Origin of the sequence: Micromonospora sp. NBRC 110037 (assembly GCF_001652995.1) — a bacterium.
In the GTDB taxonomy this organism is placed as follows: Bacteria; Actinomycetota; Actinomycetes; order Mycobacteriales; family Micromonosporaceae; genus Micromonospora; species Micromonospora chalcea.
Map to the genome: position 1 here is coordinate 418,446 of NZ_BBVA01000003.1, position 23,236 is coordinate 441,681.

Here is a 23,236-nt window from a genome sequence, read left to right on the forward strand (position 1 = left end):
CCCCTTTTTCGTACTCTCGATCAGACCTCGACGGACCGGCGGCGCGCGACCTCGGCCAGCGTGACGGCGGCGGCGACGCTCGCGTTGAGCGACTCCACGTCGGAGACCATCGGGATGCTGACGGTCAGGTCGCAGGTCTCGCCGACCAGGCGGGACAGGCCGCGCCCCTCCGAGCCGACCACCACGACGAGCGGGCCGACGGCGGCCTCCAGGTCGTACAGGTCGGTCTGCCCGTCGGCGTCCAGGCCGACCACGACGAAGCCGGCGTCCTTGCACGCCTTGAGCGACCGGGTCAGGTTGGTGACCTGGGCGACGGGCACGCGCGCGGCCGCGCCGGCGCTGGTCCGCCAGGCGGTCGCGGTGATCCCGGCGGCACGCCGTTCGGGTACGAACACACCCTGCGCGCCGAACGCGGCGGCCGACCGGATGACCGCGCCGAGGTTGCGCGGGTCGGTGACGCCGTCCAGCGCGACGAGCAGCGGGGCGGCCTGTTCCAGCGCGGCGGCCACCAGGTCGTCGAACGGCTCGTAGGCGAACGGCGGCACCTGGAGGCCGACGCCCTGGTGCAGCACCCCGCCGGTCATCCGGTCCAGCTCGGCGCGGCTGACCTCCAGGATCGCGATGCCCCGGTCGGCGGCGGTACGGACGATCTCCTTGACCCGGTCGTCGACGTCGATGCCCTGCGCGGTGTAGAGGGCGGTCGCCGGCACCTGGGTGCGCAGCGACTCCAGCACCGGGTTGCGCCCGACCAGCAGCTCGGGGCTGTCCTTCGCCGGGTTGGCCTTGCGGCCCGGCGCGACCCGGGGGCCGCCCCGGCCGGCCGGCTTTCCGCCCCGCCCCTTCGTCGTGGGCGTGCCCCGGCCACCGCCCTTGCCCCAGGTGGTGTCCTTGGTGCCGGGCTGGCCGATCTTGGGGGCGCGGCCCTCCTCGGCGGCGGCGCGGCGCTCCTTCTCCTGCTTCCAGGCGGTGCGCTGGGGCAGCTTCTCGGTGCCCGAGTACGCCTTGTGCCACGGCCGCTCGTCGGCGGGCAGCGTACGCCCACGCCCGGCGAGGGAGTCCTTGTTCTTGCCGCCGGTGCCCTTGGGGGCGCCCGCCTTCGGTGCCAGTCGCCGGCCTCGGCGCTGTGAGTTGCCGGCCATCAGTCCTGCTCTCCAATAGTCCAACGCGGGCCCTGGGGGGTGTCCTCGACGACCACGCCGGCCTGCTTGAGCTGGTCGCGTACGGCGTCGGCGGCGGCCCAGTCCTTGCGGCCGCGGGCCTGCGCGCGCTGCTCCAGGGCCAGCGCGATCAGGGAGTCCACCACGCCGCGCAGGTCGTCCGTGCGGCCGCCGCCGGTCCAGGCCGGGTCCAGGGGGTCGACGCCGAGGATATCCAGCATCGCCCGGGTGGAGGCGAGCGTCGTGCGGACGGTCACATCGTCACCGGCGGTCAGCGCGGTGTTGCCGTCGCGGACCACCTCGTGCAGCGCCGCGAGCGCCGCCGAGGTGTTGAGGTCGTCGTCCATCGCGGCGACGAAAGCGGCCGGCAGGTCGCCGGGCCGGCCGCCGCCGACCCGCTCGGCCGCCCGCTGCACGAAGCCCTCGACCCGCCGGTACGCCACGGCGGCCTCGCGCAGCGCGTCCTCGGAGTAGTCGATGCGGGACCGGTAGTGCGCGGCGACGTAGTAGTAGCGCAGCTCCACCGGGCGCACCCCGAGCGAGGCCACGTAGTCGAGGTCGAGCGTGTTGCCCAGCGACTTGCCCATCTTGGTGCCGCCGATGCCGAGCAGGCCGTGGTGCACCCAGTAGCGCGCGAACGGCAGGTCGGCGGCCTGCGACTGGGCGATCTCGTTCTCGTGGTGCGGGAACGTCAGGTCGAGCCCGCCGCCGTGGATGTCGAACTCGGGGCCGAGGTAACGCCAGCACATGGCCGAGCACTCGATGTGCCAGCCGGGCCGGCCACGACCCCACGGCGACGGCCACGAGGCGTCGGCCGGCTCATCCGGCTTGACGCCCTTCCACAGCGCGAAGTCTCGCGGGTCCCGCTTGCCCCGGTCGGGGGCGTCACCGGCCGGCTGCATGTCCGCCGGGGACTGGCCGGACAGCGAGCCGTACGCCGGCCAGGAGGCCACGTCGAAGTAGACGTCGCCGGAGCCGTCGGTGGCCGGGTAGGCGTGACCGGTCTCGATCAGCCGGGCGATCAGCTCGTGCATTTCCGGGACGTGCCCGGTGGCCCGCGGCTCATACGTCGGCGGGAGCACGTTGAGCGCCCGGTAGGAGGCGGCGAGGATCTGCTCGTTGGTGTACGCGATCGACCAGAACGGCCGGTCCTGCTCCATCGCCTTGGCCAGGACCTTGTCGTCGATGTCGGTCAGGTTGCGGATGAACGTGACCTCGAAGCCCTTGTCGAGCAGCCAGCGGCGCAGCACGTCGTAGTTGACGCCGGAGCGAAGGTGGCCGATGTGTGGCGGGGCCTGGAGCGTGAGACCACACAGGTAGACCCCCACCTTGCCGGCTTCCCGCGGGACGAAGTCCCGCACCGATCGGGTGGCGGTGTCATACAGGCGTAGCGTCACCTCACAAGGGTAGCCGTCCGCACATTTCGAGGTTGGCCGGAGCCGGGTCGTACGCTGCGTGCTGTGGACACGGCGGCGCGCACGGGAGAGACCGCACAGACCCTGGACCGGGGTCTGCGCCTGCTGCACCTCGTCGCGGACGCGCCGGGCGGGCTCACCGTCACCGAGGCGGCGCACCGGCTGGGCATCGGCCGCGCCGCTGTCTACCGGCTGGTCGGCGCGCTGACCGGCCACGGCATGCTCCGGCGCGACGGCGAGGGCCGGCTGCGCATCGGCGTGGGAGTGCTGCACCTGGCCCGCCGTGCCCAGCCGCTGCTCGCCGAGGGCGCGCTGCCGGCGCTGCGCCGCCTCGCCGAGGGCACCGGGGCGACGGCCCACCTGACCGTGGTCGAGGGCGGCGAGGGAGTGGCGCTCGCGGTGGTCGAGCCGAGCTGGACGTCCTTCCACGTGGCGTACCGGACCGGTACCCGGCACCCCCTGGAGCGGGGCGCCGCCGGCCGGGCCGTGCTGGCCGGGCGGGCCGGCGATCCGGGGCCGGTGAGCACCAGCGGCGAGCTTCAATCAGGCGCGTACGGGGTGGCGGCGCCGGTGCTGGGTGTGCCCGGCCTGGAGGGCAGTGTCGGGGTGGTGTCGCTGACCCCGCTCGACGTGGCGGACATCGGCGCCCAGGTGACGGCCGCCGCCGAGGCGGTCGCCACCGCGCTCTCCTGACCCGCGCGCGCCCTTTACGCCAGCTCGGCGAGGTGGCTGCATCAAGCGGCCCGGACACCACCACCTCCCCGAGGGGGAGTGGATCATGAGCAGGTCGAAGGCCATAGCACGCGGACAGGCCGCGCGGGGGTTGTCCACAGGGCGCGAAGGGCGGCACGGCTGCGGCTGTCCACAGGGGTATCGATCTCGACCCGTGCGCCGCCACGCTCGTCACATGCCACCTCATCCTCATCGCCCACCGGAGCTGGCCTGGCAGGTCTTCCGGGGCTCGGAAGCGATCCGGCACGGGCTGCTGTCCCGGCACCATCTGCGCGGCGCGTCCTGGGTCCGGCTCCGGCAGGACGTCTACGCCGACGCGCGGCTCGACCGCGACCACGCGCTGGCCTGCCGCGCGGCACTGCTGCGCCTGCCACCCGGCGCGGCGATCGCCGGCCCTTCGGCGGCCTACCTGCACGGGGTCGAGCACGCCGCAGGCTTCACCGACGACGTGCACGTCCTGCTGCCGGCCACGGTCCGGGCCGACTCCCAGCCGGGTGTCCGGGTGCACCACGCCCCGATGTCGAGCACCCGCAGCGGCCTCCTGGTCCCCGTCGGCGCCGCCGCACCCGCGCGCACAAGCCCACCCACCGGCACGAGCCCATCCGCAGGCACACGCCCTGCCACCGGCACCAGGTCGCTCGTAGCAGCACCGCCTGCGGCGGACCGCCTCCCGGGCACACCGGGCCGGACCAGATCGCCGGATCCGGCCCACCCCCACAACCACCCCGGACCGCCCGGCCCGGCCGACCCGCAGAACTCAGCCGCATCGAGCCCGTTCGCAGAGTCGTCCCCCGGTGCGGCGTTGACCCTGGCCGGGCCGCCGCCACGCACCGAGCCGGCCGCCTGTGCCTGGGAGACAGCGGTCTGGGCCGATCCGGTGAAGGCGGTCGGCATCATCGACGGGCTGCTGCGTACCGGTTCGGTGAACCGGTCGGCGCTGGCGAGCGAGGCGGCCCGGAACGCCTGCCGCCCCGGTGGGCGGCGGGCGGCGTGGGTGTTCGGCCTGACCGACGGGCTGGCCCAGTCCCCGCCCGAGTCCCACCTGCGGGTCCGTCTCGCCCTCGCCGGCCTGCCCCGCGCGGTGGCCCAGTATCCGGTGCGGGTGTCGACCGGCCTGATCCTGCACCCCGACCTGGCCTGGCCGGAGTTCCGGGTCGCGGTCGAGTACGACGGTCAGTGGCACTCCGACGCGGACCGGATGCACCTCGACCGGCGGCGGCTCAACCAGCTCGTCGCGGCCGGCTGGCTGGTGCTGCACGTGACCGGCCGCCGCCTGCGCAAGGAGTTCCCCGACCTGGTGCGGGAGATCCGCGCCGCACTGGTGGCCCGGGGGTGGCGCCCGTGACACCCGCCGGAACGCCGAGGTGGCGGCGTCCGGGTGATCCGGACACCGCCACCTCGGGGAAACGGTCGTTACGGTCGTACGTTCGGCTTGACCGGGGTCTTCACCGCGGCGTAGGCGTCGACGATGCCGTAGCCGTAGAAGCCGTTGAAGTTCAGCGAGCCCGCGCAGTACGCGTCGAACTCGGCGCTCCGGCCCTCGTTGGTGTAGCTCTGCAGCCGCGGCTCCGGGCAGGCGTGCTCGGCCGCCGTCCGGTAGAGGTGCTGCTCGACCAGGTTCGGCGCCATGCCGTAGCCGTTGCGGCCCTCCTTCTTGCCGTGCTTGCTGACGATCAGCGCCGCCACGCCCGAGACGTGCGGGGACGCCATCGAGGTGCCCTGGAGGTAGGTGTAGTAGCCACACTCACCCTTCGCGGTGCACTGCTTGAACACCGAGTTCTCGAAGCCGGCGACGATGTTGCCGTTCTCGTCGACCGACCCCTCCTCCTGGAGCACCTTCTTCGGGTACGTGGAGAGGATCATGTTGGCGTCGGTGCGGTACGTGTCGGTGCCGAAGCCGTCCCGGAACCAGCCACCCGGCGCCGCCACCGAGATCTGCTCGGTGCCGTAGTTCGAGTAGTCGGACTTCTTGCCGGACGGCCCGACCGCCGACACGCCGATCACGTGCGGGCCCTCGACCGGCAGGTCCCAGCAGGTCGCGTTGTCGATCGGGCGCGGGTACGGGTCGGCGCCGTAGTCCGGGCTGCTCACGTCGGTGCGCGGCGCGCCCAGGTCCTCGTGGTTGTTGCCGAGCGAGCCGACGAGCGTGACGCCCTTGCGGTGCGCGAAGTTGAGCGCCCGCTTCATGGCCTCGATGACGGTGCGCTGCTCGGCCTGCGCCTCCGGCGAGTCGGCCGGGTTGGCGGTGCAGTTGTAGAGCCACGGGTCGACGTAGAAGGACATGTTGACCACGTCCAGGCCGGAGCGGCCCGCGTGCACCAGGGCGTTGACCACCGGGTTGAGGAAGAAGTAGCCGCTGTCCTGGCCACCCTTCAGCTCGACCAGGGAGACGTTCGGGGCCACGCCGGACAGGCCGAAGCCGTTGGCGGCGGCGCCGATGGTGCCGGCCACGTGGGTGCCGTGCCCGCCGTCGTCGGTGCCGACCGGGTCGAGGCAGCTGGCCACCTCGCACGGGCCGTCGACCTCGGGGATGTCCGGGGCGAAGTTGCGCGACAGTGCCCAGTTGAAGTTCGGTGCCAGGTCGGGCTGGCTGGCGTCGACGCCGGTGTCCAGGATGCCGACGGTCACCCGGCGGTCACCCGGCTCGATCTTGCGGGCCTTGTCGGCCCGGATCATGTCCAGACCCCAGAGCTTGTCGTCGAGCGGGTCCATCTTCTTGCCGTTGTTCTTGGCGGCCTTGCCCTTGGTCGCCGCGGCGGCCAGCAGGTGCTCCTGCTCGACCCGGTCCAGCTTCGGCTTGCGGCCGATCGCCTTCTCCTCGGCCGCGCCGACCAGGGCGCCGGCGGCGGTGGCCCGGCTGGCGAAGTCCGCCCGGTCGCTCGTGACCTGGAAGAGGCCGACATCGTCGGTACGGGCGACGACAGTGCCGCCGGCGGCGGTGATCGCGGCGATCGCGGCGTCGGTGGACACACCGCTCTCGGCCAGCACGGTGAAGGTCCGGGTGTCCGACGGCGCGGCGTTCGCCGGGATCCCCAGGCCGGTCACCGTGAGTGCCAGCGAGGCCGCAGCCGCGACCGCGCCGACGGTGAAGCGCTTGCTCACCACATCAGATCCTCTCGTTGAGGGACGTGGTGTCATCCCACATCACGGGAGCGGGTTCCGCCAGATCGACGTCCGTTATCGGCCGCAACTAGGCATTCGCGCTTGTCAAGGTGTTGAGCACCGTGGACAGTCCGGCGAGCGTGGACACTTCGGCGTCCGGTTCGAGGCCCCGAGGCCGGGGCAGCCCGCCCCGGTTGAGCCAGACGGCACGCAGTCCGGCCCGCTGGGCGGCGACCACGTCGTGCTCCGGCGAGTCGCCCACGTGCACGATCCGCGCGGCGGGCAGCCCGCAGGCCGCCACCACGGCCGCGAAGAACTCCCCGGCCGGCTTCTTCGGCAGGCCGCCCTCGTGGGCGTACAACTCGAAGGCGAACTGCCCGGCGAGGCCGCAGCGTTCGGCGCGGCTGTTGCCGTTCGTGGCGAAGCCCAGCACGTGGTGCGGGCGCAGTGCCGCCAACGCGGGCAGCGCGTCGGGGAAGGGCCGGCTCAGCGCGTACCGGCGGGCGAAGAACAACTCCGCCAACTCGTCCAGCTCCGTCTCCAGCCCGGCCCGGGCCAGCGAGCGGGCCAGCGCGGCCCGCCGGATCTCCTGCACCGGGGCGGCGCTGAGCGCGCCGAAGACCGCACCCCAGTCCTCCTCCAGGTCCGCGAGCGACACCGCGGCCGCCGCCGGGGTCCGCCGCCGCATCTCCTCCAGTACGGCGACGAGCGCGCCGGTGACCGCCGGACGCAGGTCGACGAGTGTCTCGTCGGCGTCGAAGACGACAGCGCTGCGCGGCCCGCTCACCGGTCGCCTGCCAGCACCGGCTCGGCGGACGTGGACGCCGAAGGTGTGCCGCGCAGTTCGTCCGCCCGGACCAGGGCGACGCCGCCGAGGATGAGCACCCCGCCGGCCAGCTGGATCAGGCTGGGCAGTTCGTCGAGCACCAGCCACGCGATCAGCACCGCGAACATCACCTCGGTCAGCCCCACGAAGGAGGACAGCCGGGCCCCGAGCAGCCGGGTGCCGGCGACCCCGGCCAGGTACGCGACCACGGCGGCGATCAGCGACAGCCCGGCGATCGGCACCAGCCAGCTCACCTGGTGCCCGGCGAAGGTGACGTCGGCGGTGCCGGCGGCGAGCGGCAGCGCGCCGATGCCGCCGAGCAGGAGCAGCGCCACCGCGCCGACAGCCATGCCGCCGCTGGCCATCACCACCGACGGCAGTTCGGCGTCGATCCGGCCGGCGATGACGAAGTATCCGGCCAGCCCGACGCCCGCGCCGAGACCCCACAGCACGCCCACCGGTTCCAGGCGGCCGGCTCCGGTGAGGTCGAGGACGAGCGCCAGCCCGCACAGGGCGGTAACCGAGCCGGCCACCGTCAGCGCTCGCGGGCGCTGCCCGTGGACCAGCCACATCCATCCGACCACCAGCACGATGCCGAGGTATTCCAGCAGCAGCGCCACACCGACCGGGAGGTAGCGGACCGCGTTGAAGAAGCACGCCTGCGCGGTGGCGACGCCGAGCAGCCCGAACAGCAGCACCGTGACGCCGTTGCGCCGCAGCACCGACCACTTGCCGCGCAGGGCCAGCAGGGCGGGCACGGCGAGCACCAGCGCGGCGATGCCGACCCGGGCGATCACCACCGCGACCGCCGACCACTCGCCGGTGATCAGCGGGCGGGCGAACGTGCCCGAGGTCGCGAACGTGATCGCGGAGAGCAGTGCCAGACCGAGCCCGACGCCGGATCGTTCACGCATCGACAGCTCCAGGTCATGAGTGAAGGACGGTTATGCTGATGACGCTAGGCGGAGCCCCTGACAGGAGTCAAGTTGCTTTTCGCTCATGACACCGAATGCGCGCTGGTCGGTGCCGCCGCACTGGTGAACACCGCCGACGGCGACCGGGAAGGGCTGCCCGACGTGGCCGCCCTGGACGCCTTCTTCACCACCCACGGGTGGAGCGGCCGGCACGAGCACACCGAAACCGAACTGCGCCAGGTCCGCGCGCTGCGGCCCCGGCTGCGCCGCATCTGGTACGCCGACACCGACGAGGTGGTGGCGATCGTCAACCAGCTGCTGCGCGAGTCGCACGCGCTGCCGCAACTCGTCCGGCACGACGACGAGCCGTACCACCTGCACGCCGTGCCGCGGGACGCGCCGCTGGCGACCCGGATGGCGGTCGAGGCCGCGATGGCGATGGCCGACCTGGTACGCATGGGCGAGCTGAGCCGGCTGCGGCACTGCGACCACCCCGACTGCGACAACGTGCTTGTCGACCTGTCCCGGAACCGCTCCCGCCGGTTCTGCGACGCCGGCTGCGGCAACCGGGCCGCGGTGAGCGCCTACCGGGCCCGCAGGGCGGCGTCCCAGTCCTGACGGGTCGCGGGCCAGTCCTCCCGGGACAGCTCGTACTCCACCTCGCCGTGCTCCGTACCCGGGATCGGGTCGTCGAACGCGAGGTGGAACGTGCGGACGTAGCGCAACCCGGCGCGGGCCATGACCGCCCGGGAACGGTCGTTCACCGCCATCGTCTGGGCCCACACGCGGCGGACGCCGACCGTGTCGAACGCGTGCCGCACCAGCGCCCGCGCGCCCTCGGTGGCGAGCCCGTGCCCCCAGGTCGCGCGGCGCAGCCGGTAGCCCAACTCCGCCTCGGTGCCGTCGTCGGACGGGTCGAGCGAGTGCCAGCCGAGGAACTCGCCGGTGAACCGGTCGAGCGTCGCCCAGCGGCCGAGCCCGGGGTGCCGGGTGTACTGCGCGAGCACCCGGGGCAGCACGTCGTCCCGGAATGTCGTGGCCGGAGTCGGCACGCCGCCGGTCAGGAAGCGCATGACCTCCGGGTCGGCGTCCAGCGCCACCAACCGGTCCACGTCGTCCATCGTGAACCGGCGCAGCGTCAGCCGCGCGGTCTCCAGCAGCACCCCGCCGTCGTCACGCACCGTCGGATCATGCCGCGCCCACGGTGACGGGTCGAGGCAATTACCGGCGCCGGTCTCAGGGGTGGGTCATCCGGAGCAGGTCCAGCGCCTCGTCCAGCTGGGTCTCGGTGAGCTTGCCCGAGTCGACGTGACCCCGGGAGATCACCACCTCGCGGATGGACACCTGCTTGGCCAGCGCCTCCTTCGCGATCGAGGCGGCCTCGTCGTACCCGAGGTGGCGGTTGAGCGGGGTGACGATCGACGGCGAGCCCTCCGCGTACGCCAGGCAGACCTCGGCGTCCGCGACCAGGCCGGCCACCAGCCGCTCGGCGAACAGCCGGCTGGACGCGGCGATCAGCTTGATCGACTCCAGCAGGTTGCGGCCCATCACCGGGAGCATCACGTTCAGCTCGAAGTCGCCCTGCGACCCGGCGAACGCCACCGCCGCGTCGTTGCCGACCACCTGGGCGCAGACCTGCCGCATCGCCTCGGCCACCACCGGGTTCACCTTGCCCGGCATGATCGACGAGCCGGGCTGGAGGTCGGGGATGCGCAGCTCACGCAGACCGGCGCGCGGGCCGGAACCCATCCAGCGCACGTCGTTGGCGATCTTGTAGAGACCGACCGCGACGGTACGGAGCTGGCCCGAGGTCTCCACCAGCGCGTCCCGGGCGCCCTGCGCCTCGAAGTGGTTGCGCGCCTCGGTCAACGGCAGCCCGGTGGACTCCCGCAGCTTGCCGATCACCCGCTCGGCGAACCCCAGCGGCGTGTTGATGCCGGTGCCCACGGCGGTGCCGCCCAGCGGCAGCTCGGCCAGCCGGGGCAACGCCGACTCCAGCCGCTCGACGCCGTAGCGGACCTGCGCCGCGTAGCCGCCGAACTCCTGCCCGAGCGTGACCGGCGTGGCGTCCATGAGGTGGGTACGCCCGGCCTTGACCACCGTCTCGAACTCGGCCGCCTTCTCCTCCAGCGCGCCCGCGAGCTGCTTCAACGACGGGATCAGGTCCTCCACCACGAACTGCGTGGCGGCCAGGTGGATCGAGGTGGGGAACACGTCGTTGCTGGACTGCGACGCGTTGACGTGGTCGTTCGGGTGCACGTCGCGGCCCAGCTCGCGGCTCGCGAGGGTGGCGATGACCTCGTTGGTGTTCATGTTGGACGACGTACCGGAGCCGGTCTGGAACACGTCCACCGGGAACTGGTCGTCGTAGCCGCCCTCGGCGACGTGCGCGGCGGCGGTGGCGATCGCCTGCGCCACGTCCGCGTCGATCACCCCCAGCTCACCGTTCACCAGTGCCGCCGCCCCCTTGATCTGCGCCAGGGCCTTGATCTGGGCCGGTTCCAGCCCGCGCCCCGAGATCGGGAAGTTCTGCACCGCGCGCTGGGTCTGCGCCCGCCACAGTGCCTCGGCGGGCACCTCCACCTCGCCCATCGAGTCGCGTTCGATCCGGTAGCCGGTCGCCTCTGGAGTCGTCACGCCTACCATCCTGCCGCGCCGCCGGTCGGAGTGCAGGGAAAGTGGCGGCCCCCTCAGCCCAGCTCGACCAGCAGCTTCTCGGTGTCCCGCTGGTCCGGCGTCTCGACCTGACGGAACAGCGCCAGCGCACGCCCGGCGTACCGGCGGGCCTGGTCCGGGTCGTCGTGGCGCAGGCATCGCGCGAGGCCGTCCAGGGCGCGGGCCTGCTCGTAGCGCAGGCCCAGCCGCTCGGCGTCGGCTAGCACCCGGCGGTGCAGGTCCAGCGCGCTGGCCACGTCACCCTGGTCGAAGATCGCCCGGGCCAGCAGGTTCCGGGAGGCGCACTGCCCGACCAGATCCCCGGCGTCGATCATGGCCACGAGGGCGTCCCGGTGCAGCGAGGCGGCCAGCTCCGGCCGGCCCTCCTCACGCTCCATCATGCCCAGCTCGTTGAGCAGTTCGCCCTCGCCGTACCGGTTGCCCACCCGGCGCTTGAGCCTCAGGCCGACAAGCAGGAGCCGGCGCGCGGGCCCGTGCTCGCCGCGCCGGTGCCGCGCCATGCTGAGGTGCCCGATCGAGTTGCCGAGCTGCCGCAGGTCGCCGGCCTGCCGTGCGACAGCCATCTGGTTGCGGCACATCCGCACAGCCTCGTCGTACCGGCCGTGCGAGATCAGGGTGAACGAGAGGTTGTTCAGCAGGTTGGACAACCACGACGACTCGCCCGACCGGCGGGCGATCGCCGCGGACTCGGTCAGGAGTTCGATACCCCGCTGGTGCTGCCCGTCGACCGCGTACGCGGTGCCGAGGTTGCCCAGCACCTTGCGCAGCTCGCCCGGCCGGTCGAGCCTGCGGTAGATGCCGACCACCGCCTCCAGCCGCCGGATGGCCTCGGCGAACCGCGCCCGGCGGTAGTCCGCCGAGGCGAGATAGTTGAGCATCGTCGCAACGGCCTCCTCGTCGCCCAGGCGCTCGGCGGCCCGCAGACCGATCTGATGCGTCTCGATCAGGTCGTCCAGGCGACCGCCGTAGAAGTTGCTGACCCAGGCGACCCGGGCGAACTGCCAGCTCTGCCGGAGAAAACCCTCGTTCTCCGCCAGCCGGACGAGCGCCGTCAGGGTCGAGCGGTTCTCCTCCAACCATGCTCGGCCGAGGCCGACAGTGGCTGCCACCAGGTCGGGCCGCGCCGGCTCCGGCAGGTCGAACAGGGACGGCTCGGCGCCCGTCTCCAGCGACCGCCCGATGGACGCGGTGACCTGAAGATGGAAGTCGATGAGACGGCCCACCGCCGCCCGCCGCTCGTCGGCGGTCTCGCGTCCGGCGCCGAGCGTGCGCGCGTACTCGCGGATCAGGTCGTGCAGCTGGTAGCGGCCCGGTTCCACCTCCTCGACGAGGTGCGCGTCGACAAGTTCGTCGAGCGCGTCCTGCGCCTGCGGCAGCAGCAGGTCGGCGAGCGCGGCCGGCACCCGGTTGTCGACACACTGACCCGGGTGCAGGCCCAGCAGGCGGAAGACCCGCTGCGCGAGCGGCGACACCTGCTCGTACGACAACGCGAAGGCGCCGGCCACCGACCGCTCTCCCGCGACCAGCTCGGCCAGCGGGTCGGACGCGCCGGCCAGCCGCTCCGCCAGGTCGGCCACCCGCCACCGCGGCCGGTGCGCGAGCCGGGCCCCGGCCAGCCGCAGGGCCAGCGGAAGGTGTCCGCAGCGGCGGGCCACCTCCATCGCCGCCTCGGGCTCGGCGGCCACCCTCTCCGCGCCGGCCACGCGGGCCAGCAGCTCGACCGCCTCGTCGGCGTCGAGTACCGGCAGCGAGGACGGGCGGCCCGAGTCCAGGCCGATCAGGCGACGACGGCTGGTGATCAGTATCAGGCAGTCCGGACCGTTGGGCAGCAGCGGTGCGACCTGGCCGGCGTCGGCCGCGTTGTCGAGCACCACCACGGCCCGACGCCCGGCCAGCTCGGAACGCCACATCGCCAGCCGGTCCGTCGGGTCGGCCGGCACCCGTTCAGCCGGCACGCTGAGCTGCCGGAGCAGGGTGGCGGCGGCCACTGTCGTACTGAGCGGGCTGCGGTCGCTGTGCCCGTGCAGGTCGATGAAGAGCTGCGCGTCGGGGAACCGGCCGGCCACAGCGGTCGCCACCTGCACGGCCAGCGTGGTCTTGCCGCTGCCCGCCATGCCGTCGACGAGCTGGACCCGGCTACCCTCCTCGACCTCCCGCACCAGCCGGGCCACTGTCTGCTGCCGCCCGGTGAAGTCGCTGATCGCGCGCGGCAGCGCCCGCACCGGCGCGGCAACACGGCTCTCCGGGCCGCTCAGCGCCAGGTCGCCGGCGAGTATCCGCTGGTGCAGCTCCTGCAACGCGGCGCCCGGCTCGATGCCCAGCTCCTCGGCGTAGATCCGCCGCCCTTCCCGGTAGACAGCCAGCGCGTCCGCGTGGCGGCCGACCGCCGACAGGGCCAGCATCAACTGCCCCCGCAACCGTTCCCGCAGCGGCTCGCGCTCGACCGCCTCGGTGAGCTCGTCGACCAGCTCGGGCGCCCGGCGCAGCCGCAACTCGATGTCGACGCAGTCCTCCAGCGCGGCGAGCCGCTGTTCGTCGAGCGCCTGCGCCCGCCGCCGGACGCTACGGGCGGGGATGCCGGCCAGCACCGGCCCACGCCACAACGCCAGCGCGTCCCGGTAGTTCTGACGCGCCTCGATCAGCCGGCCCGCTTCGGCGTTCCGGCGGGCCGCCTCCACACCGTTGGCGAACACCTCTGCGTCGAGATCGCCCGGCTCGATCCGGATGCCGTATCCGGCCGGGTCGGTGACGATGGTCACGGTGGGCAGGCCGAGCGCCGCGAACCGCTGCCGCAGTCGAGACACGCAGATCTGGAGCTGGGTCCGCGCGGTCGCCGGGGGACGGTCCTCCCACACGGCGTCGATCAGGTCCTCGGTCGGCACCACCAGGCCCGGACGCAGCAGAAACATGGCGAGGACGATTCGATCTCGACCCGCGGTGACGGTGGCTTCACCGCCGCCGACCCGCAGGGGCCCCAAGATTCCGAACCGCACCGCGCTCCCCCGACCGCCGTATCAACCCTGCAGCAGCGTAGCCCGGCGGTCACCGAGCGCCGCGCCGAGGCGATAGCGATCCGATAGCGGCGGCGCACAGACTCGGTGCGGGTTGCCGATGACGGCATCCGACGGGGGCGGTGCGCCTGTCCGGTGGTCCGACCGGGCAGGCGCACCGATGTCGGAAGATGGATCAGGGCCGTACGAAGCAGGTAGTATGGCTGTTGTCAGGAGCAGTAGCTCCTGAAAGTGGACCCGGCAGCCTTCCGGACGGTGGGTGAGCCGGGTCTCGCGCATTCAGTGCGCGACCGACCGGATCTCCTCCACCATCGGCAGCACCGCGGCCTTCCACTCGCCACCTCTCGCCCAGGACCAGGCAACCGCGTCCGGAAGCGAGAGCAGGCGCTCCTCGTGCGCCCGCATGTGGTCGTACCGGAGGCGTCCGGTCGCACCGGCCAGCCGCATCTCGTGGTTGAGGGTGCGCGTGTCGGCGACGTGCCGGGAATCGTCGAGTTCCAGGACCAGCCGCTCGGCATCGAGCTTGACCGCGTCCAGGACCAGCGCTCGGAGGCACGCCTCCCGCGCGGCCCGTTGGTCTCGATGCGCCGTGGCGTCGTAGAGCACCACCGCCGCGCCGAGTCGGCGGAAGGTCCCGAGGATCTCCCGTCTCCGATCGTTGCGTTCCTTGCAGAAGTGGATGCTGCGTTGCCCGCGCAGCGTAAGAGCGGCGACGGCCTGACGGGCGGCGGCCAGCCGGGGCACGTCGACGATGGCCGCCGCGAGGATCAGGCCGTGCTCCTTGGTCTCGTCCACGAATATGTGTGGTCCCACGCCGCCCACCTCAGCGGTGCCGCAGCGTCTGCAGCGGGGCGGCCGTTCCGGAGATGAGGAAGAAGCTCCAGCCGTTGCGGTGCGGGCTCACGTCCGGGTTGTAGTGCTTGACGATCTCTCGGGCCGCTTGACTCGGGGTCTTGTAGACCTTCCCGGCGAGGGGCCCGGACGTGATCTCGATGCGCCCCGGCCCGGGCACGAACGAGGCGTGGGTGCGGTGCCCCGCGTAGTCGGCGTAAATCCTGACGGTCGACGGTTCACCACTCGGGTCTTCCGGCGCCTCCGGTCGGCTTTCCGCCCGTGCCCGTACTTCGTTGACCAGGCGCGCGACAACCTGCCCCTTCGTCAGACCGGCAATACCGGCAGCGAAGGCGAGATAGGAGTCGGTGTCCTCGTCTATTTCGATGGATGGCATGGTGCCCCCTCGTCGTCTGAGGAAAGCCTACAGGACGAGGAGACTCCACAAACACAAATTTCCCAGGAGTTTCTTAGGAACTCAGTTTTCTTAACGGCGGCCGACGGTGAGCACCGGCTTGGTGACCTCGGCGAAGAAGTCGTTGCCCTTGTCGTCGACGACGATGAAGGCGGGGAAGTCCTCCACCTCGATCTTCCAGACCGCCTCCATGCCCAGCTCGGCGTATTCGAGCACCTCGACGTGCTTGATGCAGTCCTGGGCGAGGCGGGCGGCCGGGCCACCGATCGAGCCGAGGTAGAACCCGCCGTGGGCCTGGCAGGAGCGGGTGACCTGGGCGGACCGGTTGCCCTTGGCGAGCATCACCATCGAGCCACCGGCCGCCTGGAACTTCTCCACGTACGCGTCCATCCGGCCGGCCGTGGTGGGGCCGAACGAGCCGGAGGCGTAGCCCTCGGGGGTCTTGGCCGGGCCGGCGTAGTAGACCGCGTGGTCGCGCAGGTACTGCGGCATCGGCTCGCCCGCGTCCAGCCGCTCGGCGATCTTCGCGTGTGCGATGTCCCGCGCGACGACCAGCGGCCCGGTGAGCGACAGCCGGGTCTTCACCGGGTACTTCGACAGCTCGGCCCGGATCTCGTCCATCGGCCGGTTCAGGTCGACGCGGACGACCTCCTCGGTCTCCAGCGTCTCGTCGGTCACGTCGGGCAGGTAGCGCGCCGGGTCGGTCTCCAGGCGTTCCAGCCAGACGCCGGACGGGGTGATCTTCGCCACCGCCTGCCGGTCCGCGGAGCAGGACACCGCGATCGCCACCGGGCAGGACGCGCCGTGCCGGGGCAGCCGGACCACCCGTACGTCGTGGCAGAAGTAGCGGCCACCGAACTGCGCGCCGATGCCGAAGTTACGGGTCAGCTCCAGCACCTCGGCCTCCAGCTCCAGGTCGCGGAAGCCGTGCGCGCTCATCGAGCCCTCGGTGGGCAGCGCGTCGAGGTACTTCGCGGAGGCGTACTTGGCGGTCTTCAGCGCGTACTCGGCCGAGGTGCCGCCGATGACGATGGCCAGGTGGTACGGCGGGCAGGCCGCGGTGCCGATGAGCCGGAGCTTCTCCTCCAGGAACTGCATCATCCGCGTCGGGTTCAGCAGGGCCTTGGTCTCCTGGTAGAGGTAGGACTTGTTGGCCGAGCCGCCGCCCTTGGCCATGAAGAGGAACTTGTACGCGTCGGCGTGGCCGTCCGGGTCCTCGGCGTACAGCTCCACCTGGGCGGGCAGGTTGCTGCCGGTGTTCCGCTCGTCCCACATGGTCAGCGGGGCGAGCTGCGAGTAGCGCAGGTTCAGCCGGGTGTACGCCTGGTAGACGCCGCGCGAGATCGCCTCCGCGTCGGTGCCGTCGGTGAGCACGTGCCGCCCGCGCTTGCCCATCACGATCGCGGTGCCGGTGTCCTGACACATCGGCAGCACACCGCCGGCCGCGATGTTGGCGTTGCGCAGCAGGTCGAGCGCGACGAACCGGTCGTTCGGCGAGGCCGCCGGGTCGTCGATGATCGAGCGGAGCTGGGCCAGGTGGGCCGGGCGCAGGAAGTGGGCGATGTCGTGCATCGCCTCGGCCGTCAGCGCGGTGAGCGCGCCCGGATCGACGGTCAGGAACCGGCGGCCACCCGGGCCGTTGACGACGTCCACGCCCTCATCGGTGACCAGGCGGTATTCCGTCAGGTCGGGGCCGGTCGGCAGCAGGGGTGCGTACGAGAAGGCGGCGGCACTGCTCATGACCGAAAAGCCTAGGGCAGAGCCGTCGATCGGTGACACCCGCAGGTGGGGTCGTGACCCGACCTCTCACCCGCTGTCACTTGCCGTCGACGCAGAGTTCCCGCTTCGGGCCGCAACTGCCCTGGTCGCCGGGCGGCTGCCAGCTGCCCCCGGGGTTCGGCGCCACCGGCGCGTCGCCCTGCCCCGGCCCGGGCGCGCCGGTCGTGCCGGCGCCCCAGCGGACGTACCCGATCTCCCGGCCCTCCCCGATGATCATGCCGTTGGGGCCGACCGCCAGCGCGTTCGCCGCGGTCCGCAGCTCGACCAGGACGCGGCCCTCGCGCGGTTCGACCGCGATCAGCCGAGACGGCTTCTCCTCGCTGATCAGCGCCGCGTACGGGGTGAGCGCGGCGCCGCTCTTACCGCCGGCGGGCCGGGTCCACCGGGTCCGGTCCGCCGACAGCTCCCGCCCCAGCAGCGACTCCTTGTCGGCGCTGCGCACCACGGCGTAGCGGTCGTCCACGGCGAGCAGCTTCTCACCGTCCGCGCCGACCTGGAGCAGACGGCCGTCGTACCCGTCGAGCACCGCCTCACGCCCGTCCGGGGCGACCCCGATCAGGACGTTGCGCGCGCCCTGCGGGTCCTCCCGCTGTACGCAGCCGGCGTAGTCGGCCGTACGCAGGTTGATCCCGGTCCGACGCCACACCTGCTGACCCGTCGCCGGGTCGACTGCCGTGACGGTGTAGTAGCAGCTCCCGTCGCGGGAGGTGGCCGCGATCCGGAGCAGCCGGCCGCCGACCACCGCCAGCCGCTCCTCCCGGCCCGGCTCGACGTTCTGCAGCACCCGGCCGGTCGCGGTGTCCACCACGTGTACCCGGCCGTCGACCGGGAAGCCGAGCAGCGGCGGTACCGCCTCCGGCCCGGCCACCCCGCCGTCGATCCGGGTGGCGCCCAGCCGCCGCGTACCGAGCAGCTCCGGGTTGTCGGCGAGCACGCCGCTGTGCACGCCGGGCAGGAACGCGCTCCACAGCGGAGCGGTGCCGCGCGGCTCCCAGGCCCGCAACGTGCAGTCGGTGGCCCGCACGCAGTAGGCGTCCAGCAGCAGGTTCCGGTACGTCCAGACGGCGATCGCCCGATCGTCGCGACGCCGGGTCACGCCGCTGACCGGGTCGAGCACCTCGTACCCCTTGTCCAGCAGCTTGCCCACGGCGACGACCGGGTCCCGGTCGCCGCCCGCGACCGCCGACCAGTCGGCCTTGCGCTCCCAGAGCTGGCGGCCGTCGGCGAGGCTGCGCGCCTCGACGCGGGTGCGCTGCTCGACGATCACCGTGTCGCCGGCGATGGTGACGCTGCGCGGGGTGCCGCCGACGCGCTGCTGCCAGACCACGTCCGGCTCGGAGATCGGCTTGCTGCGGTCGACCCAGTCCCACAGCGCCGGGAACGGGTTCCAGACGCCTGTCGCGGCGAGTACGACCACGGTGACGAGCCCGAGCAGCAACCAGCCGCGTACCCCTAGGCCCTTCACACCGCACACGGTAGCGACGATCACCGGTCCCCCGGGTCGCGCGCGGGGCGTGTCGCAGCGCTTCTTGCCCGGGCAGGTGTTAATAAGGGGCCCTTCCACCTCCGCAGGCGTTAACAGGGGGCCCTTCCTTACCCCCGGGCGGCGGAGCGGACCAGCGGCAGCGTGCGGTACGGGATCTGCTCGGCCAGCGCGATGATGGTGGACGCGCGCCGGATCCCCTCGGAGGCGACGATCTGGTCGATGACCCGCTGGAGGTCGGTGTTCGACCGGGCGACGATGCGGCAGAGCAGGTCGCTGGAGCCGGTGATGGTGTGCGCCTCCAGCACCTCGGGAATCGCGGCCAGGTGTGCGGTGACCTGGTCGTGGCCGTGCCGCTGGCTGATCTCCAGCGTGACGAAGCTGGTCACCCCGAAGCCGATCGCGGCGGGCGTGATGTCCGGCCCGAACCCGGTCACCACGCCGCGGCCGACCAGCTTGTCCAGCCGGGCCTGGACCGTGCCGCGGGCCACGCCGAGCCGCCGGGAGCACTCCAGCACCCCGATCCGCGGTTCCTCCGCCAGCAGTTCGATCAAGCGCGCGTCCAGCTCGTCGAGCTGTACATCCTGACCAGTGTTCATGGTGTCCGACGGTACCGAATGCACAACCTGACCAGGAATAACGCCAACTGTTGCCCAACTCACCGTGCGCCGTAGATCCTCCCCGGAAGAGCAGATCCACGGCGGCCCACGAGGCCGGCCGGTACGCGAGGGAGGCCACCATGACCCAGGCGATCGACCGACCCCAGTCGACCGAGGAGGTCGACGTCGACGCTCTCGTCGGCGCCGTCGACCACGACATCAGCCGCGACCCGTTCCCGGTCAAGGGCATGGACCACGTCCACTTCCTGGTCGGCAACGCCAAGCAGGCCGCGCACTACTACTCGACCGCGTTCGGCATGACCTGCGTGGCGTACCGGGGGCCGGAGCAGGGCTACCGCGACCACGCGCAGTACGTCCTGACCAGCGGTTCGGCCCGCTTCGTGCTGACCGGCGCGGTCCGGCCGGACGCCGACGGCGCCGAGCACGTGGCGAAGCACAGCGACGGCGTCTCCGACATCGCGCTGGAGGTGCCGGACGTGGACGCCGCGTACGCGCACGCCGTCGCGCAGGGCGCCACCGGCCTGGTCGAGCCGCACGACGTCAGCGACGAGCACGGCACCGTGCGGATGGCGTCCATCGCCGCGTACGGCGACACCCGGCACAGCCTGATCGACAGGTCCCGCTACACCGGCCCGTTCCTGCCCGGCTTCGTGGCCCGCGGCCCGATCGTGGACCGGCAGCCGATGATCGACGCCGGCCTCCAGCCGAAGCGGTTCTTCCAGGCCGTCGACCACGTGGTCGGCAACGTGGAGCTGGGCCGGATGGACGAGTGGGTCGAGTTCTACAAGCGCGTCATGGGCTTCTCGAACATGGCCGAGTTCATCGGCGACGACATCGCCACCGACTACTCGGCGCTGATGAGCAAGGTCGTCGCCAACGGCACCCGCAAGGTGAAGTTCCCGCTCAACGAGCCGGCCGTGGCCCGCAAGAAGTCGCAGATCGACGAGTACCTGGAGTTCTACCAGGGCCCCGGCGCCCAGCACATCGCGGTGGCCACCAACGACATCCTGGCCAGCGTGGACGCCATGCGCGCGGCGGGCGTCGAGTTCCTGGACACCCCGGACTCGTACTACGAGGACCCGGAGCTGCGCGCCCGCATCGGCAACGTCCGGGTGCCGATCGAGGAGCTGCAGTCCCGCAAGATCCTGGTCGACCGGGACGAGGACGGCTACCTGCTCCAGATCTTCACCAAGCCGGTGCAGGACCGTCCCACCGTCTTCTTCGAGCTGATCGAGCGGCACGGCTCCCTCGGCTTCGGCAAGGGCAACTTCAAGGCCCTGTTCGAGGCGATCGAGCGGGAGCAGGAGAAGCGCGGCAACCTGTAACACTGTCGGCGTGACCCAGCCTCCCCCGAACCCGACGCCGCCGCCTGCCGGGCCTGCACCCGCGGGCGGCGGCTTCGCGCCGCCCACCGGGCCCGCGGTGCCCGCGCAGCACGTTCCTCCGGGGTACGCCGGCCCGCCCGGCTACCCGCCGCCCGGTTACCCCCCACCGGGGTACGCCCCGAGGCCCGTCCCGCCCCCGCTGGCGCCGAACGGGCAGCCGCTGGCGAGCTTCGGTGACCGGCTGATCGCCTACCTGATCGACACCGCCGTCGCGATGGCGGTGACGATGGTGCTGTTCCTACCGGTCTTCGCCCTCGTCTTCGTCCGGATGATCGACGAGATCGAGCAGGCGGGCCCGAACGGTCCCGAGCCGGCCGAACTCTGGACCGGCGTGTTCCTGCCGCTGCTCGCCGCCGAGCTCGGGGTCCTGCTGCTCATGCTCGTCTTCTACTGGGTCTACCACGTCGAGTACGCCCGCCGGACCGGCCAGACGCTGGGCAAGAAGGTGATGAAGCTGCGGATCGTGCCGGTGCAGCCGGACGCCGCGCTGAGCCGGGGCATGCTCGGCAAGCGCTGGGCCGTCGAGTTCGCCGGCGGGATGTTCGTGCCGTTCCTCAACTACCTCGACGGTTTCTGGCAACTGTGGGACAAGCCCTGGCAGCAGTGCCTCCACGACAAGTTCGCCGGAACGGTCGTCGTTAAGGTTGGCCCGTGAGCGCGAGGAGTGAGCCGGGCCTGCGAGCCCCGCAGTCGCGAACTGAGGGGAGCACTGTGAGCGCGAGGAGTGAGCCGGGCCTGCGAGCCCCGCAGTCGGGAACAAGGACGGCGCTGTGAGCTTGGAACCTGGATGGTACGTCGACCCCGCCGACCCGGAGACCCGCCGCTGGTGGGACGGCGAGGGCTGGATCGGCGCGCCGATCCCGGTCGACGTCACCCCGCCCGACGGTCCACCGCCCGCCGAACCCGAGCCGGCCGCCGCCGCGACGCCCGGTGCCGGGACGGGTAGCGGGTCCGAGGTCGCCCCGTCGTCCGGCGCGCCCGCCCAGCCGGGCGGACCGTGGCCGGGCCAGCCGGGTCAGGCCGGCCCCTGGCCCGGACAGCCCGGTCCCTGGCCGGGACAGCCCGGGCAGCCCGGGCAGCCGGGGCCGGGCGGCCCGTGGCCGCGGCAGCCCGGTCAGGCCGGGCCGGCGCCGCAGGGACCGCCGCCGGGCTGGCCGTACCCGCACTGGCCGGGCGCGCAGCCGATTCCGCGCCCGCACGGGCTGCCGCTCGCCTCGTACGGCGCCCGGCTGGTCGCCCGCCTGATCGACTTCGGCGTGGTGTTCCTGCTCAACGCGGTGGTGAACGGCTGGTTCGTCTGGCGCTACTTCGAGGCCGTCGCGCCGTACCTGCGTGAGTCGGTGCGCCGCGCGATGAACGGTGACACCTCCACCGAGGGGCTGCCCCAGATCGACGACCAGGCCGGTGGCCTCCAGATCGCCATCCTGGTGATCGCCACCGCGCTCTGGTACGCCTACGAGGTGCCGTCGATGGCGGCGCGCGGGCAGACGTTCGGCAAGCGGCTGATGGGCGTACGCGCGCTGCCGGTCGAGGCGGACCAGCCGCTCGGCTTCGGCCGGGCCACCCGGCGCTGGAGCACGCTCGGCCTGCCCACGCTGCTCTGGTACTGCTGCGGGCTCGGTCTGCTGCTGCAGCTCATCGACGCGGTCTCGCCCCTGTTCGACCAGCCGCTGCGCCAGGCCCTGCACGACAAGCGGGCGCAGACGGTGGTGGTCCAGCTTCCCCGTAAGCGGCCCGACCCCCGTACCACCCCGCGCGACCGCGCCGACACCCCGGGAGACACCCCATGACCGAGACCGGACGCCACCAGCCTCCGCTGCGGCTCACCCGCGCCGACCTGGACGCGTTGCCCAACTACGTGCCCGGCCGCAGCCCGGCCGACCTGGCCCGGGAGCTGGGTTTGCCCGAGGCGATCAAGCTGGCCAGCAACGAGGTGCCCTACGGCCCGCTGCCCGGCGTGGTGGAGGCGGTCGCCGAGGCGGTGGCGGGTTCGCACCGCTATCCGGACATGGGCGTGGTGGCGCTGCGTCAGGCGCTCGCCGAGCGGTACGGCGTGGACGCCGACCGGATCGCCACCGGCTGCGGCTCGGTGGCGCTGGCCGAGCACCTGGTCCGCGCCACCTGCCTGCCCGGTGACGAGCTGCTCTACTCGTGGCGCTCCTTCGAGGCGTACCCGATCATCGCGGCGACCAGCGGCGCGACCAGCGTGCGGGTGCCGAACGACGCCGGCCACGGTCACGACCTCACCGCGATGGCGGCGGCGGTGACCGACCGGACCCGGATGATCCTGGTCTGCAACCCGAACAACCCGACCGGTACGGCGGTGCGCCGGGCGGAGCTGGACCGCTTCCTCGACGCGGTGCCGGACGACGTGCTCGTGGTGATCGACGAGGCGTACCGGGAGTTCGTCACCGACCCGGAGGTGCCGGACGGCCTGACCTACCTGGACCGGCCGAACGTGGCGGTGCTGCGCACGCTGTCCAAGGCGTGGGGCCTGGCCGGCCTGCGGATCGGCTGGCTGGTCGCGGCGCCGGAGGTGGCCGCCGCCGTGCGCAAGGTGGTCACGCCGTTCTCCACCAGCATGGCCGCCCAGGCCGGCGCGCTGGCCGCGCTGGCACAGGCCGACGAGGTGGAGCGGCGCTGCGCGCTGGTAGTGGCCGAGCGGGACCGGGTCACCGAGGCGCTGCGCAAGTTCGTCCCGGACGTGCCGGAGAGCCAGGCCAACTTCGTCTGGCTGCCGCTCGGCGAGCGGGCGGTGGAGTTCGGCCGGGCGTGCGAGGCGCGCGGCGTGATCGTCCGCCCGTTCCCGGGCGACGGCGTCCGGGTCACCATCGGCACCCCGGCCGAGAACGACGCGTTCCTGGCGGTGGCCGAGTCCGCCCTGGCCTGA

Annotated in this window: 20 protein-coding genes; 7 read left to right on the forward strand and 13 right to left on the reverse strand. The window is 72.6% G+C overall.

The window, feature by feature from the left end:
* Positions 1 to 20 precede the first annotated feature (20 nt).
* The gene (gene rlmB / locus A4R25_RS11960; RefSeq protein ID WP_043327949.1) at positions 21 to 1,139 is read right to left on the reverse strand and encodes a 23S rRNA (guanosine(2251)-2'-O)-methyltransferase RlmB; all 1,119 of its coding nucleotides are present in this window, start codon (positions 1,137 to 1,139) and stop codon (positions 21 to 23) included.
* Positions 1,139 to 2,554 (reverse strand): cysteine--tRNA ligase, encoded by a 1,416-nt coding sequence (gene cysS / locus A4R25_RS11965; protein WP_043327948.1) that lies wholly within the window; start codon positions 2,552 to 2,554, stop codon positions 1,139 to 1,141. The genes rlmB and cysS overlap by 1 nt, the downstream gene beginning before the upstream one ends.
* A 63-nt stretch (positions 2,555 to 2,617) precedes the next feature.
* Between cysS and A4R25_RS11970 the strand changes: the two genes are divergently transcribed.
* Together A4R25_RS11970 and A4R25_RS11975 are read left to right on the forward strand one after the other, a co-directional pair.
* Entirely contained in the window at positions 2,618 to 3,265 is a 648-nt protein-coding gene (locus A4R25_RS11970; protein ID WP_043327947.1) for an IclR family transcriptional regulator, read from the forward strand.
* Positions 3,266 to 3,479: 214 nt separating this feature from the next.
* Positions 3,480 to 4,649: a hypothetical protein gene (locus A4R25_RS11975; protein WP_064446753.1), complete on the forward strand. Its 1,170-nt coding sequence runs from the start codon at positions 3,480 to 3,482 to the stop codon at positions 4,647 to 4,649.
* Positions 4,650 to 4,717: 68 nt separating this feature from the next.
* Here A4R25_RS11975 and A4R25_RS11980 read toward each other — a convergent pair whose 3' ends face one another.
* The 3 genes from A4R25_RS11980 to A4R25_RS11990 form a co-directional block, all read right to left on the reverse strand.
* Complete coding sequence (locus A4R25_RS11980) at positions 4,718 to 6,406, reverse strand: S8 family serine peptidase (RefSeq protein ID WP_064446854.1); 1,689 nt, start codon at positions 6,404 to 6,406, stop codon at positions 4,718 to 4,720.
* Positions 6,407 to 6,494: 88 nt separating this feature from the next.
* The gene (locus tag A4R25_RS11985; RefSeq protein ID WP_043327944.1) at positions 6,495 to 7,193 is read right to left on the reverse strand and encodes an HAD family hydrolase; all 699 of its coding nucleotides are present in this window, start codon (positions 7,191 to 7,193) and stop codon (positions 6,495 to 6,497) included.
* Positions 7,190 to 8,146 (reverse strand): DMT family transporter, encoded by a 957-nt coding sequence (locus tag A4R25_RS11990; protein WP_043327943.1) that lies wholly within the window; start codon positions 8,144 to 8,146, stop codon positions 7,190 to 7,192. The genes A4R25_RS11985 and A4R25_RS11990 overlap by 4 nt, the downstream gene beginning before the upstream one ends.
* Before the next feature lie 72 nt (positions 8,147 to 8,218).
* On the opposite strand from A4R25_RS11990, the gene A4R25_RS11995 reads away from it, so the two are divergent.
* Positions 8,219 to 8,764, forward strand: a complete 546-nt coding sequence (locus A4R25_RS11995; protein WP_043327942.1) for a CGNR zinc finger domain-containing protein — start codon at positions 8,219 to 8,221, stop codon at positions 8,762 to 8,764.
* Here the strand turns inward: A4R25_RS11995 and A4R25_RS12000 are convergent.
* The 8 genes from A4R25_RS12000 to A4R25_RS12035 all read right to left on the reverse strand — a co-directional run bounded on the left by A4R25_RS12000 (position 8,731) and on the right by A4R25_RS12035 (position 18,940).
* A complete protein-coding gene (locus A4R25_RS12000) occupies positions 8,731 to 9,327 on the reverse strand; it encodes a GNAT family N-acetyltransferase (RefSeq protein WP_064446754.1) in 597 nt (198 codons plus the stop codon). The two genes, A4R25_RS11995 and A4R25_RS12000, sit on opposite strands and share 34 nt — an antisense overlap.
* A gap of 55 nt (positions 9,328 to 9,382) precedes the next feature.
* Positions 9,383 to 10,792: a class II fumarate hydratase gene (locus A4R25_RS12005; protein ID WP_176722885.1), complete on the reverse strand. Its 1,410-nt coding sequence runs from the start codon at positions 10,790 to 10,792 to the stop codon at positions 9,383 to 9,385.
* A gap of 44 nt (positions 10,793 to 10,836) precedes the next feature.
* Positions 10,837 to 13,815 carry an AfsR/SARP family transcriptional regulator gene (locus A4R25_RS12010; protein WP_064446755.1) on the reverse strand — a complete coding sequence of 993 codons (2,979 nt, stop codon included), beginning with the start codon at positions 13,813 to 13,815 and terminating at the stop codon, positions 10,837 to 10,839.
* A 297-nt stretch (positions 13,816 to 14,112) separates the two neighbouring features.
* Positions 14,113 to 14,646, reverse strand: a complete 534-nt coding sequence (locus tag A4R25_RS12015) for a hypothetical protein (RefSeq protein WP_043330874.1) — start codon at positions 14,644 to 14,646, stop codon at positions 14,113 to 14,115.
* 10 nt (positions 14,647 to 14,656) lie between these two features.
* Positions 14,657 to 15,061: a hypothetical protein gene (locus A4R25_RS12020; RefSeq protein ID WP_197494892.1), complete on the reverse strand. Its 405-nt coding sequence runs from the start codon at positions 15,059 to 15,061 to the stop codon at positions 14,657 to 14,659.
* 90 nt (positions 15,062 to 15,151) lie between these two features.
* Positions 15,152 to 16,819 (reverse strand): fumarate hydratase, encoded by a 1,668-nt coding sequence (locus A4R25_RS12025; protein WP_030502831.1) that lies wholly within the window; start codon positions 16,817 to 16,819, stop codon positions 15,152 to 15,154.
* 76 nt (positions 16,820 to 16,895) lie between these two features.
* The gene (locus A4R25_RS12030) at positions 16,896 to 18,296 is read right to left on the reverse strand and encodes a PQQ-binding-like beta-propeller repeat protein (RefSeq protein WP_043327938.1); all 1,401 of its coding nucleotides are present in this window, start codon (positions 18,294 to 18,296) and stop codon (positions 16,896 to 16,898) included.
* A gap of 155 nt (positions 18,297 to 18,451) precedes the next feature.
* The gene (locus A4R25_RS12035) at positions 18,452 to 18,940 is read right to left on the reverse strand and encodes an Lrp/AsnC family transcriptional regulator (RefSeq protein ID WP_013288920.1); all 489 of its coding nucleotides are present in this window, start codon (positions 18,938 to 18,940) and stop codon (positions 18,452 to 18,454) included.
* Between the two features lie 140 nt (positions 18,941 to 19,080).
* Here A4R25_RS12035 and hppD point away from each other — a divergent pair, with 140 nt between their 5' ends.
* The 4 genes from hppD to hisC all read left to right on the forward strand — a co-directional run bounded on the left by hppD (position 19,081) and on the right by hisC (position 23,236).
* Positions 19,081 to 20,286 carry a 4-hydroxyphenylpyruvate dioxygenase gene (gene hppD / locus A4R25_RS12040; RefSeq protein WP_043327937.1) on the forward strand — a complete coding sequence of 402 codons (1,206 nt, stop codon included), beginning with the start codon at positions 19,081 to 19,083 and terminating at the stop codon, positions 20,284 to 20,286.
* Between the two features lie 10 nt (positions 20,287 to 20,296).
* The gene (locus tag A4R25_RS12045; protein ID WP_064446756.1) at positions 20,297 to 21,001 is read left to right on the forward strand and encodes an RDD family protein; all 705 of its coding nucleotides are present in this window, start codon (positions 20,297 to 20,299) and stop codon (positions 20,999 to 21,001) included.
* A 115-nt stretch (positions 21,002 to 21,116) separates the two neighbouring features.
* Entirely contained in the window at positions 21,117 to 22,136 is a 1,020-nt protein-coding gene (locus tag A4R25_RS12050) for an RDD family protein (RefSeq protein ID WP_064446757.1), read from the forward strand.
* Positions 22,133 to 23,236, forward strand: a complete 1,104-nt coding sequence (gene hisC, locus A4R25_RS12055; protein WP_043327934.1) for a histidinol-phosphate transaminase — start codon at positions 22,133 to 22,135, stop codon at positions 23,234 to 23,236. Before A4R25_RS12050 ends, hisC begins: the two co-directional genes overlap by 4 nt.